The sequence below is a fragment of the Brevundimonas sp. BH3 genome (assembly GCF_045345115.1).
In the GTDB taxonomy this organism is placed as follows: domain Bacteria; phylum Pseudomonadota; class Alphaproteobacteria; order Caulobacterales; family Caulobacteraceae; genus Brevundimonas.
On sequence record NZ_CP150796.1, the window covers coordinates 212,589 to 227,404 of the forward strand.

The following is a 14,816-nucleotide window of genomic DNA, read 5'->3' on the forward strand; positions in this document are numbered from 1 at the left end:
GTTCCAGACCTAGATTTTCGTCGGGGGCGTCTCGCGACGGCCATCAGGATAACGGATAAAGCGCCCTTCATTGCCATGTGTATGGGCCAGGGTCGGCCATGGCCAACGACCAAAGCCCTCGGACTGGTAACGGACAACCGTCTCGATCATCTGTTCGTTGGTGTTCAGAACAAATGGCCCGCGCATGACAACCGGTGCCTCGATGGGGCGTGATTGCAGAATGAGGATACGAACCTTTTCCTTACTGTCATTTGTGATGACGCTGGGGCGGGTGGCATCCAGATCGACCAGATGTTTGGCCGGTTGCACATCGCCGTCAAAGGTAGCGACCCCTTCGAAAATGTAACCACGACGCAGTGACTGGTCGGAGGCGACCGGCAGGGTAACCGTGCCGCCCTTGTCTATATCCACCAACCAGATGGCCAGTTCATTTTCCGGATTGGCTGCCCACGACGCCGAGGGCGGTGCCAGAGGTTTCACATCGCCGAAAGCACCGGCAATAACGGTGACCTTGGCCCCCTCCTGTTCGATGACCGGGATGTTCTCGGCCCAGAACATTTCAAATCCGGGCCTGGCCGACTTGCCTTCGGGGGGAAGGTTTAACCAGAGTTGGAACATCTCCATGGTGTTGGGGCCATCGGTATGGACCAAAGGGAACATCTCGCCGTGTTCGACGCCGCCGCCCGTGGTTAGCCACTGAACGTCACCCTGACCATAACGTGCCGCGACACCGAGGCTGTCGGCATGGTCGACATAGCCTTTCAGAACGATCGAGACGGTTTCAAAGCCACGGTGCGGATGAGCCGGAAAGCCCGGCACATGCTGACCATGATACATCTGCCAGCCTTGGCCCTCCTTGGCGCGGTCTTCGGGTTTGATACCCAGGCGACCGTCACCGGCGGGATAATGGTCGACGTGGTGAACGGCAAACAGAAACGGGTCTAGTCCCTGCCACGGAGTGGCAAGGGGCTTACTGCGAACGACGCTCTTGGTCATGAGCAAACTCCTTAAGTTGCCCTATATGTAATCGTTTCGGTTACCAATTCAAGGCGTGCTGTAAGCCGACGGGCAGGCGATAACATCCGCTTTAAAATGCGGCCTTCGCACTTGCGAACGCGGCGGTATTATGACAGCAGAATGCGCTCTTACCCAATAACGAACCAATTTCGTGCGCTTTGCGAGGTTGGTTGCCTTGATAGTTGGAATAAAATGTCTAACCCGGATATCTTGAAAGCCGCCCTGACCCGCCTGGATGACGCAGCGCGTCATGTTCAGATCGACAGTGACGTGCTGGAGAAGCTGAAATATCCGCGGGAAACCATGAAGGTGCGTTTGCTGATCCGCATGGATGACGGGTCGCGCAAATCCTTCCTCGCCTGGCGCTGTCGCTATGACGACACGCGCGGGCCAACCAAGGGCGGTATCCGCTTCCATCCGGATTCAACCGCCGAGGAAGTCGAGACGCTGGCCTTCTGGATGACGGTCAAATGCGCGGTCACCAACCTGCCCTATGGCGGGGGTAAGGGTGCGGTTCAGGTGGATCCCAAGAGCCTGTCCAAGGCCGAGTTGGAGCGCCTGTCGCGTGCTTATGTGCAGGCTTTTGCCAGCATTATTGGTCCCGATCGCGATATCCCGGCCCCTGATGTCTATACCAATGCCATGATTATGGGCTGGATGAGCGACGAATACTCGACCATTCGCGGGGAGCCTCATCCAGGCGTTATTACGGGCAAGCCTATTGCGCTGGGCGGCTCGCTGGGGCGAGAGGATGCCACGGCGCGCGGCGGATTTTATCTGGTCCAGCACCTGACCGAACGGTTGGGCCTGCCGCCCGAGGGCCTGCGGGTCGTTGTGCAGGGCTTTGGCAATGCTGGCCAGCACGCGGCGCGTCTGTTCCGTAGTATCGGTGCCAAGATTATTGGTGTTTCGGATTCTCGCGGGGCTGTCTATGCGCCGGGAGGACTGGATCTGGATGCTTTATTGGCGGCCAAGACCCAGGGGCGTTCGGTGCAAGATGCGGAGCATGGCGGAAAAGCGATTTCAGCCGATCAGCTATTGGCTCTGGAAACCGATGTGCTGGTCCCGTCGGCCATGGAAGACATGATCCACGAGGGCAATGCCGATAGCATCAGGGCCACTGTGGTTCTGGAGCTGGCCAATGGCCCGATCACACCTGTGGCCGATGAAATTCTGGCTAAGAAGGGCGTTATTGTCCTGCCGGATATTCTGGCCAATGCCGGTGGTGTGACTGTGTCCTATTTCGAATGGGTCCAGAACCGACAAGGCTATTACTGGACGCTGGAAGAGGTTCACACTCGCTTGAAAACCATCATCGAGCGCGAAGGCGACGTGGTCTGGAACATTGCCAGAGACAAGAGTGTCACCTTGCGTACCGCCGCCTATATCCACGCCCTCAACCGCCTGGCCACCGCTATCGAAGCCCACGGCACCCAACAGTTCTTTGCGAGTTGATGGTTTGGTTCGTTGAGACCTGCGCCTCCGATCTATATCGGGGGCGTTTTTTCAGGGGCCAAACTCCAAGTCATATCGCAGGAAGCGGGGGAAATTATTCCTCAATTTTAAGGTCTATACTTGGTATGATATAGATTTAATTTAAACGATAATAAAAATTTAGCGATATAAAATCCGCAAATCATAAATGTCTATTATTTGCTCACTGTAATGAGTGATTTGTATTAAAGCTTAACATTTATTTTTTAAAAATTTTTCCCTGCGCTTTATTCGTATGGATAGAAGGACCCCCCATCAAGTTGTGGGGTCCAACAGATGTTCAAGACGCGATTTAAACTGGTTCTGCTTTGCAGTTCGGCAGCCATCATAGGCGGTGCATATCCGGCTCTTGCCCATGCCGACACGGCATTGACGGCTTCGGTCGAGATGCAGAACCGTGTGGTGGGTGTGGTCACCAATGCCGAGGGCACTAATTTCCTGGTCGGTGCGGAAGTCCGCATCCCCGGTCAGGATCAGGTTGCCGTCACCGATCGCGAAGGTCGTTTCTCGCTGCATGCTCCGGCAGGACAGCACAATGTGGTTGTCAGCTATTTTGGCCGCCAAACCCAGCAGGTGCCGGTTCGTATTGCAGAAGGCGAAGTGGCCCGTATCGCGGTAGCTATGCCGATTGAAGCGGCCTCGTCTGTTGAAGATGTGGTGGTGACCGGGCGTCGACCGCAGGCAGAATCTGAGGCCGCAGCCCTTCAGATCCAGCGCGCTTCAACCTCTCTGGTGAATGTCGTATCGGCGGATGGTATCGGCAACTTCCCCGACCAGAATATTGCTGCGGCTCTGAGCCGCTTGCCGGGTGTTGCTGTCGAGCGGGATCAGGGGCAGGAACGTGCGATCAGCCTTCGTGGGGCCCCATCACGCTGGGCCACACTCTCTTTTGATGGCCTGAACGTCGTCTCTCCGGGTGGAAAGCGCGCTCGCACCGACACTATTCCTGCCGCTATCGCCAAGACGGTTACTATTCGCAAAGCCGTGACCGCAGACATGTCCGGTGAGACGCTGGCCGGCAATATCGATATCTCGACGCGGGGCGCATTTGATTATCCAGATCGCGCAGTATCGTTGAACCTAGGCTATGGCTACAATGACCTCGGCGGCGGTACGCAGCACGATCTATCGGCTTTCGTGGCGGACACCTTTGCTGATGGCAAGTTTGGTGCCGCACTGTCGTTCTCGACCTATGAGCGTGAAATGGTCACCGACAATTTCGAGACGGATTGGGAATCTGCTTCGGAAGACCGTGAAGCCGGATCGGAAACCCGTTTCTGGGCCGATGCCCACCAGAACAAACTCTATCGCCTGACGCGCTCGAACACTGCCTATGCCGGTCGTTTCGATTACCGCCCGTCGGATGAACATCGTTTCTATTTCTCGAGCATCTATACCGAGTTCACTGACGACGAGATGCGCAACGCGCACGAGTTTGACTTTGACGATAATGCTATCCGTACAAGCGCCGGTGCCACGCGTGGTTATGCCGACATACGTACGGGCAATACCCCGATGAAGGGCACTATCTACGGAGTTGAGCTCGATAGCTCTCTGAACATCAACCACACGGTGGAAAGCATTTTCACCAATACGCTCGGCGGCGATCACTTTGTTAAGGGCTGGGACGTGTCCTGGCGCCTGAATTATACGCAGTCGCAGGCTGAAAGCGGTCCATCGTTTAATTCCTCGTGGCGTAGCCCACGCCCGAACGGCGTCATTGATTACAGCCAGCGCCCGACCGTGATTTACGATTACACCAATCGTGACCAGCACGGGGTCCAGCTGTTCGATACAATCGTCAATCCTGACGGCACTTTCTCGATGGGGGCTTTTAAACGCTCTCTGGACCCGCAGGACTATGAGTTCGTGAACCTGCGCTCGACAGCACGTTTGCAGGATAGTGAATCTATCAGTGCGCGTATCGATCTGACCCGTGAGTTGGAACTGTTCGGCCGTTCGACCGAGCTGAAGTTCGGTGGCCAGTATGACAGTCGCACAAAGACAGACGAGCGCACGACGCTGGAAATCCTGCCCGCTATGTTGGCTGGGGCGAATGTGCCCATGCCATCGCCTGCCGACTTCGCTATCAATGACCCGTATAAAGGCGACATGCCTCTGGGCTATGCCTTCCGTTACTTCTCGGAAAAACAGGCCAAGGCCTTGTGGGGGCGGCTGCACGAACAAGGCTTGAGCCGCGTACAGCCCGGTGTGTCGGAAACCAACAACTACGAAGTTTCAGAAGACGTGATCGCGGCCTATGCCATGACGACCACCTATTTTGACTGGGGTAATCTGGTGCTGGGCGTCCGCGCCGAGCAGGTCCAGAATGAAGGCTCGGCTCTGGTAAATTTCGGTAATGGCTTCGAGCCTGTCATGGTTGGCGATGATAATCTGGTCATCCTTCCGAGCGCCCACCTGAACTGGGATATTAACGAGCAGATGAAGTTGCGTGTGTCGGTGAATACCGGTGCAGCGCGTCCAGACTATTCTCTGTTGCGTCCTAACTTCGAATTAAACGACGAAGACATGGAAATCAGCGGCGGTAACCCGTCGGCGGGTCCCGAAAAGGCCATCGGCGCGGATGCCTATCTGGAATGGTATATGCCGTCCGGAGCCTTCTTCTCTGTCGGAGCCTATTACAAACACCTGCAAGACGTTCTGTTTGACGTCGAGTATTCCCGTTATGGTCGGGACGACCTGAACTCGGGTGGTATTAATCGCTCTGACTATACCTATTTCACCACGGATAACGGTGGTGAAGGCTATCTGGCCGGTGTCGAATTCGCCTTCTCGCAAACCTTGGAGCCGTTCGCAGAGCGGCTGAATCTGCCAGACTGGGCATCGGGTTTTGGTCTGCGTGGCAATGTCACTCTCAACACCACAGAAACCGAGACTCCGGATGGCCGCAAGGTGGCTCTGCCGGGTTCATCGGATTTCATCTACAACATTGCGGCATCTTATGAGCGCTATAGTTTGTCGACCAGCCTCAGCTGGCAATATCGCACGGAGTGGCTGGACAGCCTTGGTGATGGTGACGCGCTGGGTGACAGCTTCTGGGACGAAGTGGGCCGTCTGGACTTCAAGGTCAGCTATGCTTTCAACGATCGCGCAGAAGTCTATTTCGACGCCAACAATCTGCTGAACGAACCGGGTATCCGCTATCAGGGCGACCGCATGCGCGTCTCGGAATATGAGAGCTTTGGCGCGCGTTACATGATGGGCCTGCGTCTGAACTTCTGATGCGGCTCGCTTGGCCGCCGGTGTGTTCAACCCTCCCCGGGACCGGCGGCCAGCATCCCTTTCCTCGCAACTTCAGGGCTGGACCTCGAGAGGGGCCAGCGCCTTTTCGAAAGACGAGACGATGAAAAAGACGGCTAAGATTTTGATGGCTTCGGTCGCTGTTTCTGCCGCTATGCTGATTAGCCCCATGGTGGCTATGGCGCAGAATATTCCGGCTGCGGTAGTGACAGAAAATCACGCTCCACGCACCAAGAACGTGATATTGTTTCTTGCAGATGCGAGCGGTGTAGCCGCGCTGAATGCGGCGAGCCTGATGGCTTATAATGAGCCGATGAAGCTAAACATCCAGAGCTGGCCGCATCTGGGTCTTAGCGAGACTTCGCCAGTCGATAATTTCGTATCGGATTCTGCCAATGGCATGTCTTCGATCGTCACGGGCGTTAAGACGCGCAATGGTGTCATCAGCCAAGGACCGGACGTGATCCGTGGCCAGCGCGACGGCACGCCGACCAAGACTCTGCTGGAATATGCTGAAGAACGCGGCCTGTTGACGGGGGTAGTCTCGTCGCAATCTATTGCGGATGCCACGCCCGCTGCGAACTATGCCCATTCCAATGATCGTGGCAAACAGGGCGAAATCTTCATGCAGGCGTTCACCCCGCGATATGGCGATGGCGTGGACGTATTGCTGGGGGCGGGGCGCCAGCGCATTGGCGGTCTTTTGACCCAAGCAGGCACCAGTTTTGACGCTTTGGCCAGCGCCCACAACCGTCCGGTCTATACGTCGCTGGAAGACGCGGCGGCTAATAATACCCGTCCTATTGTCGTCGCAGACCGCATTGATGTTCGCGCTGCCACCTTGCGTGCGCTTGATCTGCTGGAACCGTCCGAGCAGGGCTATCTGCTGGTCGTTGAGTGGGATGCCCACACGGACGACGTGCGCAAAGGTCTTCAGAATATCGTCGATTTCGACCGCCTCATGGCCGAGATTGCAGGGCGTGTGAATCTTGATGAAACCCTTCTTATCTTCACCTCTGACCACTCGTTCGGTGTTCAGGTTGATGGCGGCAAGCGCGGCCAAGATCTGATGGAAGGTTATGATGCGTGGAAAGCCTCGGGTTCGGACGCTGACTTGGTACGCCTTGAGAATGTTCTGGTGAACCGGACCCACACGGCAGAAGAGGTCCCGACACTGGCTATCGGTCGTGGTGCAGAACAGGTGCGGGGCTATTTCCCCAACACCCACCTCTTTAACGTGATTATGAATTCTTGGGGTTGGGAAGCGAGCCAGTAACTGTTCATTCTATGCCCCTGGGGCGCAGTTTGTAGCGCGCTCGAGGGGGGCGGGTTTCTTTCCGGTGTTTGATAGGCGGGGCTGCTTGATGCAGCCTTGCCAAACCGCCCAGCCCGACCTCACGGCTTAAGGCCATATCGGCTTATGGCGCATCAAACCGGAAGTGCGATCGATCCTTCGCATAAACCCCCAGTTTGTGCTGGCCCTGATACATCTGCATGGTCTCCTTGTGCGTATTCTACAGGCATAAGGAGAGCTCTATGAATGTCGCCATCACATATGTTCTGACGCTTGTGGTCTTTGCCATCATTGATACGGTATGGCTGGGCACCATGGCGGACCGTATTTACCGCCCGCTTATTGGTTCGATGCTTGCGGATAATTTCCGTCTGGTACCGGCGGTCGTTTTCTACTGCATGTATGCAGCGGCATTGACTGTGTTTGCTGTCATGCCCGGCCTGAATGCAGGTGACTGGAAGAAGGCCTTGGTCTGGGGGGCTTTGTTCGGATTGTTTGCCTATGCAACCTATGATCTGACCAATTTGGCGACGCTGAAAAGCTGGAGCACCAAGCTGGTCGTGATCGATATTGCATGGGGCGTTGTCGTCAGTGCCGCATCGTCGTCGCTGGCTTGTCTGATGGCGCTGAAACTTCTGAAGTAATACTCAGCGGGCCGGGGGGCGCAGAAAGAAGCGGCTGGTGCGGCGAGCATAGTTCGCAAAGGCTTCCGGCCGCGTGCGCTGCATATGGGCTTCGACCAGCGGCACGCCCGAGACGTGGTTCAAGATCCAGTACATGTAAAGTGGTGCAATGAAGGCCAGCCATCCCCACGGCCAGTGTCCCGATAGATTAATGGCAAATAGTGGCCAGGCGCACCAGGTCAGCCATTCGAAGAAATAGTTTGGATGGCGCGACCAACCCCATAGACCAACATCGCAAATCTGGTGACGCTTTGTCGTTGCAGCTTTGAAAGCCTTCAGTTGCTGGTCTGCTATGGTCTCCCCCGCAAACGCGACGAGGAAAATAGCAATAGCCAGATAGTCCAGCAGGCCGAGTCCTGAGGACGGATTGTGGGCTGCCAACAGGACTGCGAGTGCCAGAATACTGGCAGCACCAGCCTGGAGCATCATAAAGCCGAACATCTTGGCGCGGTACGCATTTCCCCATTCGTCGCGCAATCGGGCATAGCGGGCATCTTCCTGCTCACCAGCCGCGCGTCTGGCGATATGGGTGCCCAGACGGATGCCCCATATGCCGATCAAAAGAGCGACAACCAGCTGTCGTGCAGACCAGCCGTCAGGCCCGACAGGAAAAAGACTGATGCCGACACCGGCTACACCCAGTCCATAGGACCAGAACACATCGGCCCAGCCGCCTTGGCCTGTGCGCATCTGGACGATCCAGGCCGTGCCCATCACCAAAGCGAGAAAGACAACAGCACCGCCCCAGATGACAATAAGGCTTATCACAGGCGCACAAAGGGCTGGATCAGCCGCCCGACCCAGCCGTCGATTTTGATCTGACCGTCTAGGGCGACAACACACAGGCAAGGTTCGTCGGAGATCACACGTGGCTGGTGCAGGACGTCGCCGTCGGCTTCTTCTAGATCGCCGACATCGAAACGCTCTGTCTCGGTCGCATAGGCCCCAGAAAGGACGCAGGTCAGCTCCACCCCCCCGTGAGTGTGTTTGGGCGTCTCGCAGCCAGGGTTGATTTTGAGAAGAATGACACGCGTATCGCCATCACGCGGGGCATGGACGTCACGCACGCGGATACCGGGGCCGACCCAGCGCCATGGACCCAGAGCGTAACGGCGTAAAGGTTCGGGTAGCTCGCTCATCTCGTTGAGTGGAGGTTGCTGTTCGACCTCGCTGGCGCAGGCATCCAACATGGACAAGGTGCGCGTCAGGGCCTGATCCGACATCGCCGCAGGCGCGGCAGTGTCCAGTAGTTCGCCGCCGATGGCCTGTAATTGGCGTACCCAAACGTCATGGGCCGGGCGCAGCGCTAGATGCGTAGAGACAACAAGGGCTTCCGGTGCGCTGATTGTGCCGTTGGCATAGGAAGTCAGTAATTCTTCGGAAATCATACGGGTCGGGGCCATTATAAAACGTCCCTCTCTGGTTCAAGCATCTGTCGAAGTTTGGCCATGGCATTGCGTATTCTGGATTTTACTGTTCCGAGGGGCAGGTCGAGCTGGCTTGCGATTTCTGAATGTGGGCGGCCAAAGAAAAAGGCCATTTGCAACAGTTCGACCTGATGGGGATTCAGTTTGTCCAGCGCCATACGAACCCTGTGTGCATCTTGTGAACTGGCCAGCAGATCATCCGGACGCGGCACCTCTTCCATATCGAAAGTGATTTCCGGAACGGGCAGGGGGCGAGAGTCCCGACGGAACTTGTCCAGACGCTTGTTGCGCGCAATCGTGAAAATCCACGTGGCAGCCTTGGCCTTGAGCGGATCAAACAGGTCTGCCTTGCGCCAGACGGTCATCATTGTCTCCTGAGCGAAATCTTCGGCATCAATTTCACTGGCACCGGATCGCATCAGCCAGGCTTTCAGCCGCGGAGCGAAGTGGTCAAACAAACGTGCGAAGGCCTCGCGATCCCTGTGCAGGGCGACCGCTACAATAAGCTGTTCGTGACGGGGCGTGTCACAGAGCGGGTCGTCTGCGGACATACAGCGAGTAGCCTTTGCAGAAACAGGGATTTGCGCGACATCTGTATGCATAGACCCTGATACGCACACTTAAAATGTTTGGATCACTTCGCATCCACCAGGAGGGCTGACGCGTATGACAAAAACGAACTGCCTGTGACGGCGGTGCTCTGGAGTTGTCATGCCGCCTTTGTCCAATCGTCAATCCGACAAGATGTTGAATATTGCTGTTGTGGGCTCGGGTATTTCAGCCCTTTCGGCGGCCTGGCTGTTGTCGCAGCGCCATTCGGTGACCCTTTATGAAAAGGCCGATCGACTAGGCGGACACTCCAACACGATCACGGCATCATTGGCGACGGGCAAGGTTGCGGTCGATACCGGCTTTATCTGCTATAACGATGCGACCTATCCCAATCTGATCGCCCTGTTCGATCATCTGGATGTTCCCAGCTGCGAGACGGATATGTCCTTTGCCGTGTCGCGTGACGGCGGGCGTTTCGAATATGCGGCACCGGGCCTTTTCGCTCAGAAACGCAATATCTTGCAGCCGAAATTTTGGTCGATGTTGCTCGAGATTGTTCGTTTCTATCGCAAGGCCCCGAGCGACCTTGGGGCCTTGGTGGGGACCGACATTTCCCTTGGCGAGTATCTGCTGAGAGAAGATTATAGTGCGAGCTTTCGCGACGATCATCTTTTGCCCATGGCGGCAGCGATCTGGTCGTCTCCGACCGAAACCCTGATGGATTATCCGGCGGAAGCCTTCATCCGTTTCTGTATCAACCACGGGCTTTTGAAACTGTCTGACCGGCCTATGTGGAGAACGGTTGAGGGGGGCAGCCGCGTCTATGTGGAACGACTTGCGCGTAGTGTATCGCGTATTCTGCTCAACCGTGGCGTCAGCCGTGTCACGCGCACCGACACTGGCGTGGAGGTTCACGACAGTGAAGGCGGGGTCGAAACCTATGACCATGTGGTCATAGGCACCCATGCCAATCAGGCCCTTCAAATGCTGGAGGCGCCATCTACGGCCGAGCGTCAGCTGTTGGGAGCCTTCAAATACAGCCATAATCTGACGGTTCTTCATACCGATACGAACCTGATGCCGCGTCGCCGTAAGGCGTGGGCCAGTTGGAACTATATTGGCACCCAAGGCGGGCTGTGTGTCTCCTACTGGATGAACAAATTGCAGGGCCTGCAGGGTCAGGATGTGTTTGTAACCCTCAACCCTGCACATGCGCCCAGACCGGGGACGCTGCTTTACAGCGAAATCTATGAGCATCCGATCTTTGATGCTGCCGCTATTGCAGCCCAGAAAAAGCTCTGGAGCCTTCAGGGACAGGGCGGGGTTTGGTTTTGTGGGGCCCACTTTGGTGCAGGCTTTCACGAGGATGGACTACAGTCCGGTCTGGCGGTCGCCGAGCAGTTGGGCGGCGTGCTCCGTCCATGGTCTGTAGAGAACGAAAGTGGCCGTATCCACGTTTCCTCGCCGAAGGATCAAGCCCTGGAGCAGACAGTGTGAGCACCGCTTCGGCACTCTATTTCGGCAAGGTGATACACAGGCGTTTCCGTCCCAAGGCACATTATCTGTCCTATCGGGTGTTCTGGCTTTTTCTTGATCTGGAAGAGGTGGACCGGCTGGCCAAGCACTTGAGATTTTTCTCGGTTGGCAGGTTTAACCTTGTCTCGTTTCATCCGCGCGATCATGGCGATGGATCGGATACGCCCCTGCGCCAACAGATCACGCATTATCTGGAACGTGCAGGCATCGATCTGGGGCAGGGCGCGGTTCGGTTGCTGACCATGCCGCGTCTATTGGGATATGTCTTCAATCCGATCAGTATCTATTATTGCCACCATACAGATGGGCGACTTTTGGCGCTGGTCTATGAGGTCACCAGTACCTTCAAGATCCGGCATAGTTACGTCATTCCGGTGAGCCAAGCAGACAGTGAGCAACGGCGGTTTGTTCAGTCCGCAGCCAAGGCGCTCTATGTCTCACCTTTCATGGACATGGAGATGGACTACAAATTCCGAGGTCATGTGCCGTCGGACATTCTCGACGTCATGATCGATGGTCATGATGTCCAGGGAAAGCTGATCCATGCCGCCATTACAGCTCATAAACGTCCTCTCACAGACAGTTCTCTTCTGCGTGCAATAGCCGGTTTTCCGCTGATGACGATGAAGGTCGTCATGGCCATTCACTGGGAGGCTCTGAAGCTTTGGCTCAAGCGGGTACCGCTGACCTGTCAGCCCTTGCCGGCGGCTGAGCAGGTCACCCTTCAAACCCAACCACGGGAGAGCCGTCTTGGTCGGTGATCCCGTGCGTCCCGTTATTGTCTGGTTCCGCCGCGATCTCAGACTTGCAGAAAATCCGGCCCTAACAGCGGCCGTGGCGACAGGAAGGCCGGTGTTGCCGGTCTATGTGCTGGACGATCATGGCGACGGACGCCCGCATGGTGCCGCTTCGCTGTGGTGGCTGGACAAGTCCTTGCGTGCGCTTGACGCAGACCTCCGCCAACGCGGAGGCCGGCTCATACTGAGACGCGGAAACAGTGAAGCTGAACTTCTGCGCTTAATCGAGCAGACGCGAAGTGCTCATGTCTTTATGAACCGCCGGTTCGAACCGGAAGCCTTCGCCCGCGACGCAGACATTGCCCATACTTTGAAAGCTGTTGGCGTCGAATGTCATGGGTTTAATGCAAGTCTGCTGGCCAAACCGGGCACAGTTCTAAGCGGCGCAGGAAAGCCGTATCGGGTTTTCACCCCTTTCATGAAGGCGCTGCTTCAGGACTTGGCGGAGCGCTCTGCGACGCCTGCCCCCGAGATGTTGATTGTACCGGCGGAGCCAGACACCGACGACATCGACGCATGGGCGCTGCATCCCTCGTCACCCGATTGGTCCCAAGGCTTTGACTGGACGCCGGGAGAGGCAGGAGCCACGGCAGTTTTGTCCGTATTTCTAAAAAATGCGCTGGGGGATTACGCTGTTGGGCGTGACATTCCTGGCCGTCGCAGCACTTCGCGCCTGTCGCCGCACCTGCATTTTGGCGAGATCAGTCCGCGCAGCCTTGTGCGGGCCGTTCGCGCCTCTGCGTCTCAAGGGCATGCCGCCCCCGCACAGGCCGACAAGTTCATTGCCGAGATTGTTTGGCGCGAGTTCTCGGCTCACCTGCTTCACCAGTTTCCCTTTATGTCCGAGCGGGCCTTCCGGCCCGAGTTCGACGCCATGCCTTGGCGACATGATCCCGACGGGCTGATGGCGTGGAAAAGCGGGATGACCGGCTATCCTCTCGTCGATGCGGGGATGCGGGAGTTGTGGGCAACCGGTTGGATGCACAACCGTGTGCGGATGGTGGTTGCCTCTTTTCTGGTCAAGCATCTGTTGATTGACTGGCGCGAGGGCGAGGCCTGGTTCTGGGACACGCTGGTGGATGCGGACTTGGCCAGCAATGTCCAGAACTGGCAGTGGGTCGCAGGGTCTGGTGCCGACGCGGCACCCTATTTCCGTATCTTCAACCCTGTCACACAGGGAGAAAAATTCGATCCCGCCGGAGATTATGTCCGGCGCTGGATTCCGGAATTAAGAACCCTGCCGGATCGTTGGCTGCATGCGCCCTGGACGGCTCCCGGCACCGTTCTTTCAGAGAACGGCGTAAAACTGGGATATACTTATCCGCGACCGATCGTCGATCACAGCCAAGCACGCGCAAGAGCATTAGAGGCACTGAAAGTCGTCTCTTCGCGTTCAAGGGATGGAGAGCAGAATGATGTGTTTATGCGCGAGGGGATTGTGAGGCCATGACCACGACCTACTACGATGAACAAAAGCGGGGAGCTTCTTCGCCCGTTCTCAATCTGTTGTTGCGCCTGTTGTCCTCGAACTGGACGTGGGGCCACCTCACCATTTGCCTGCCTGATGGTACGGTCCACCAGCTAGAGGGTCGTGTAGAGGGCCATGCGGCTGTCCTGCGCATTCGCGACGCACGTTTTGCCCGTCGCGTGCTCAAAAGCGGGGATATCGGCTTTGCAGAGGGTTACATGGAAGGGGAGTGGGACAGCCCTAACCTGCCGGTTTTGCTGGAGACTTTGGTCAATAATTATGACCACATCCGGCGCCTTTTCGACGGCAATGTCTTGATGAAGGCCTTCAACTGGCTGGGCCACCGTTTCAATCGCAATAGCCGCAGTGGATCGCGTCGCAACATCCATGCCCATTATGATCTGGGCAATGAATTCTACAGCGCCTGGCTGGATAGCTCGATGACCTATTCATCGGCCCGCTATAGCCGCGAGGGGCTGTCGCTTCAGGACGCACAGAAAGAAAAATACGCTTCTCTGGCTCGGGTGATGGATCTGAATGCCGGTCAGACAGTGCTGGAAATCGGCTGCGGTTGGGGAGGTTTTGCTGAATATGCCGCACGCGAAGTGGGCGCAAAGGTTACAGGCATCACCATCTCGCAAGAGCAGTATGATTTTGCGCGCCGCCGTATTTTTGAAGCCGGATTATCAGAGCGTGCCGACATTCAGTTGATCGACTATCGCGATGTCGATGGGCGCTTTGATCGCGTGGCCTCTATCGAGATGTTCGAGGCGGTGGGGCGGGAGTACTGGCCGGTCTATTTCCAGAAAATACATCAGGTTCTAAAGCCCGAGGGACGTGCCGGATTGCAGATCATCACCATTCAAGACGATCTGTTCAAAGACTATCAGGCACGTACAGATTTTATCCAGAAATATGTTTTCCCTGGCGGCACCTTACCCTCCGAGCATGTCTTGGAGAGGGTTATTCAACAGTCAGGGTTTCATCGGGACGAGGTCCTGCGTTTTGGACGTGATTATGCCGACACGCTTTCAGAGTGGAGCAAGCGCTTTGAAAGCTCATGGCGCATGATCGAAGCCAGCAACCCGAAATTCGATCAACGTTTCAGGCGCTTGTGGTTGTTTTATCTCGCCTATTGCGAGGCAGGTTTTCGGGCCGCCCGAACAGACGTCATCCAGATCGGATTAAGTGCCAGATAGCCAGCCTTCTCCTAAAGAATAGTCGGGCGCTTTCGAGGCTTACGATGATCCATTTTCCCGCTGCCTGCGTAAATTATGCAAAGCGGGA

The 14,816-nt window shown here is 56.4% G+C and carries 12 protein-coding genes; 8 read left to right on the forward strand and 4 right to left on the reverse strand.

Annotated elements, in window-relative coordinates; translation table 11 throughout:
• Positions 1-9: 9 nt before the first annotated feature.
• Positions 10-996, reverse strand: coding sequence for a pirin family protein (locus WEU32_RS00990; protein ID WP_406852555.1), 987 nt, complete (start codon positions 994-996; stop codon positions 10-12).
• A 213-nt stretch (positions 997-1,209) separates the two neighbouring features.
• Here WEU32_RS00990 and WEU32_RS00995 point away from each other — a divergent pair, with 213 nt between their 5' ends.
• From WEU32_RS00995 to WEU32_RS01010, 4 genes are all read left to right on the forward strand, one after another.
• Positions 1,210-2,472 (forward strand): Glu/Leu/Phe/Val family dehydrogenase, encoded by a 1,263-nt coding sequence (locus WEU32_RS00995; RefSeq protein WP_406852556.1) that lies wholly within the window; start codon positions 1,210-1,212, stop codon positions 2,470-2,472.
• Positions 2,473-2,787: 315 nt separating this feature from the next.
• Positions 2,788-5,754: a TonB-dependent receptor gene (locus tag WEU32_RS01000; RefSeq protein ID WP_406852557.1), complete on the forward strand. Its 2,967-nt coding sequence runs from the start codon at positions 2,788-2,790 to the stop codon at positions 5,752-5,754.
• Positions 5,755-5,875: 121 nt separating this feature from the next.
• Complete coding sequence (locus WEU32_RS01005) at positions 5,876-7,048, forward strand: alkaline phosphatase (protein WP_406852558.1); 1,173 nt, start codon at positions 5,876-5,878, stop codon at positions 7,046-7,048.
• Positions 7,049-7,308: 260 nt separating this feature from the next.
• Positions 7,309-7,710: a DUF2177 family protein gene (locus WEU32_RS01010; RefSeq protein ID WP_312814854.1), complete on the forward strand. Its 402-nt coding sequence runs from the start codon at positions 7,309-7,311 to the stop codon at positions 7,708-7,710.
• A gap of 3 nt (positions 7,711-7,713) precedes the next feature.
• Here WEU32_RS01010 and WEU32_RS01015 read toward each other — a convergent pair whose 3' ends face one another.
• The 3 genes from WEU32_RS01015 to WEU32_RS01025 all read right to left on the reverse strand — a co-directional run bounded on the left by WEU32_RS01015 (position 7,714) and on the right by WEU32_RS01025 (position 9,634).
• Positions 7,714-8,439 (reverse strand): DUF1295 domain-containing protein, encoded by a 726-nt coding sequence (locus WEU32_RS01015; protein ID WP_406852559.1) that lies wholly within the window; start codon positions 8,437-8,439, stop codon positions 7,714-7,716.
• A 74-nt stretch (positions 8,440-8,513) separates the two neighbouring features.
• Positions 8,514-9,152 (reverse strand): ChrR family anti-sigma-E factor, encoded by a 639-nt coding sequence (locus tag WEU32_RS01020; protein WP_406852560.1) that lies wholly within the window; start codon positions 9,150-9,152, stop codon positions 8,514-8,516.
• A complete protein-coding gene (locus tag WEU32_RS01025; protein WP_406852561.1) occupies positions 9,152-9,634 on the reverse strand; it encodes a sigma-70 family RNA polymerase sigma factor in 483 nt (160 codons plus the stop codon). The genes WEU32_RS01020 and WEU32_RS01025 overlap by 1 nt, the downstream gene beginning before the upstream one ends.
• Positions 9,635-9,887: 253 nt before the next feature.
• Between WEU32_RS01025 and WEU32_RS01030 the strand changes: the two genes are divergently transcribed.
• From WEU32_RS01030 to WEU32_RS01045, 4 genes are read left to right on the forward strand one after another with little or no spacing between them, the layout of a single operon-like run.
• Positions 9,888-11,225, forward strand: a complete 1,338-nt coding sequence (locus WEU32_RS01030) for an NAD(P)/FAD-dependent oxidoreductase (RefSeq protein ID WP_406852562.1) — start codon at positions 9,888-9,890, stop codon at positions 11,223-11,225.
• Positions 11,222-12,025 (forward strand): DUF1365 domain-containing protein, encoded by an 804-nt coding sequence (locus WEU32_RS01035; RefSeq protein WP_406852563.1) that lies wholly within the window; start codon positions 11,222-11,224, stop codon positions 12,023-12,025. The genes WEU32_RS01030 and WEU32_RS01035 overlap by 4 nt, the downstream gene beginning before the upstream one ends.
• Positions 12,015-13,511, forward strand: coding sequence for a cryptochrome/photolyase family protein (locus WEU32_RS01040; protein WP_406852564.1), 1,497 nt, complete (start codon positions 12,015-12,017; stop codon positions 13,509-13,511). The genes WEU32_RS01035 and WEU32_RS01040 overlap by 11 nt, the downstream gene beginning before the upstream one ends.
• Positions 13,508-14,728 (forward strand): class I SAM-dependent methyltransferase, encoded by a 1,221-nt coding sequence (locus WEU32_RS01045; protein ID WP_406852565.1) that lies wholly within the window; start codon positions 13,508-13,510, stop codon positions 14,726-14,728. Before WEU32_RS01040 ends, WEU32_RS01045 begins: the two co-directional genes overlap by 4 nt.
• Positions 14,729-14,816: the final 88 nt, after the last annotated feature.

Coding starts and splice junctions, on each gene's coding strand:
- WEU32_RS00990 (WP_406852555.1), bottom strand. CDS start 996: ATGACCAAGAGCGTCGTTCGCAGTAAGCCCCTTGCCACTCCGTGGCAG.
- WEU32_RS00995 (WP_406852556.1), top strand. CDS start 1,210: ATGTCTAACCCGGATATCTTGAAAGCCGCCCTGACCCGCCTGGATGAC.
- WEU32_RS01000 (WP_406852557.1), top strand. CDS start 2,788: ATGTTCAAGACGCGATTTAAACTGGTTCTGCTTTGCAGTTCGGCAGCC.
- WEU32_RS01005 (WP_406852558.1), top strand. CDS start 5,876: ATGAAAAAGACGGCTAAGATTTTGATGGCTTCGGTCGCTGTTTCTGCC.
- WEU32_RS01010 (WP_312814854.1), top strand. CDS start 7,309: ATGAATGTCGCCATCACATATGTTCTGACGCTTGTGGTCTTTGCCATC.
- WEU32_RS01015 (WP_406852559.1), bottom strand. CDS start 8,439: ATGCGCACAGGCCAAGGCGGCTGGGCCGATGTGTTCTGGTCCTATGGA.
- WEU32_RS01020 (WP_406852560.1), bottom strand. CDS start 9,152: ATGGCCCCGACCCGTATGATTTCCGAAGAATTACTGACTTCCTATGCC.
- WEU32_RS01030 (WP_406852562.1), top strand. CDS start 9,888: ATGCCGCCTTTGTCCAATCGTCAATCCGACAAGATGTTGAATATTGCT.
- WEU32_RS01045 (WP_406852565.1), top strand. CDS start 13,508: ATGACCACGACCTACTACGATGAACAAAAGCGGGGAGCTTCTTCGCCC.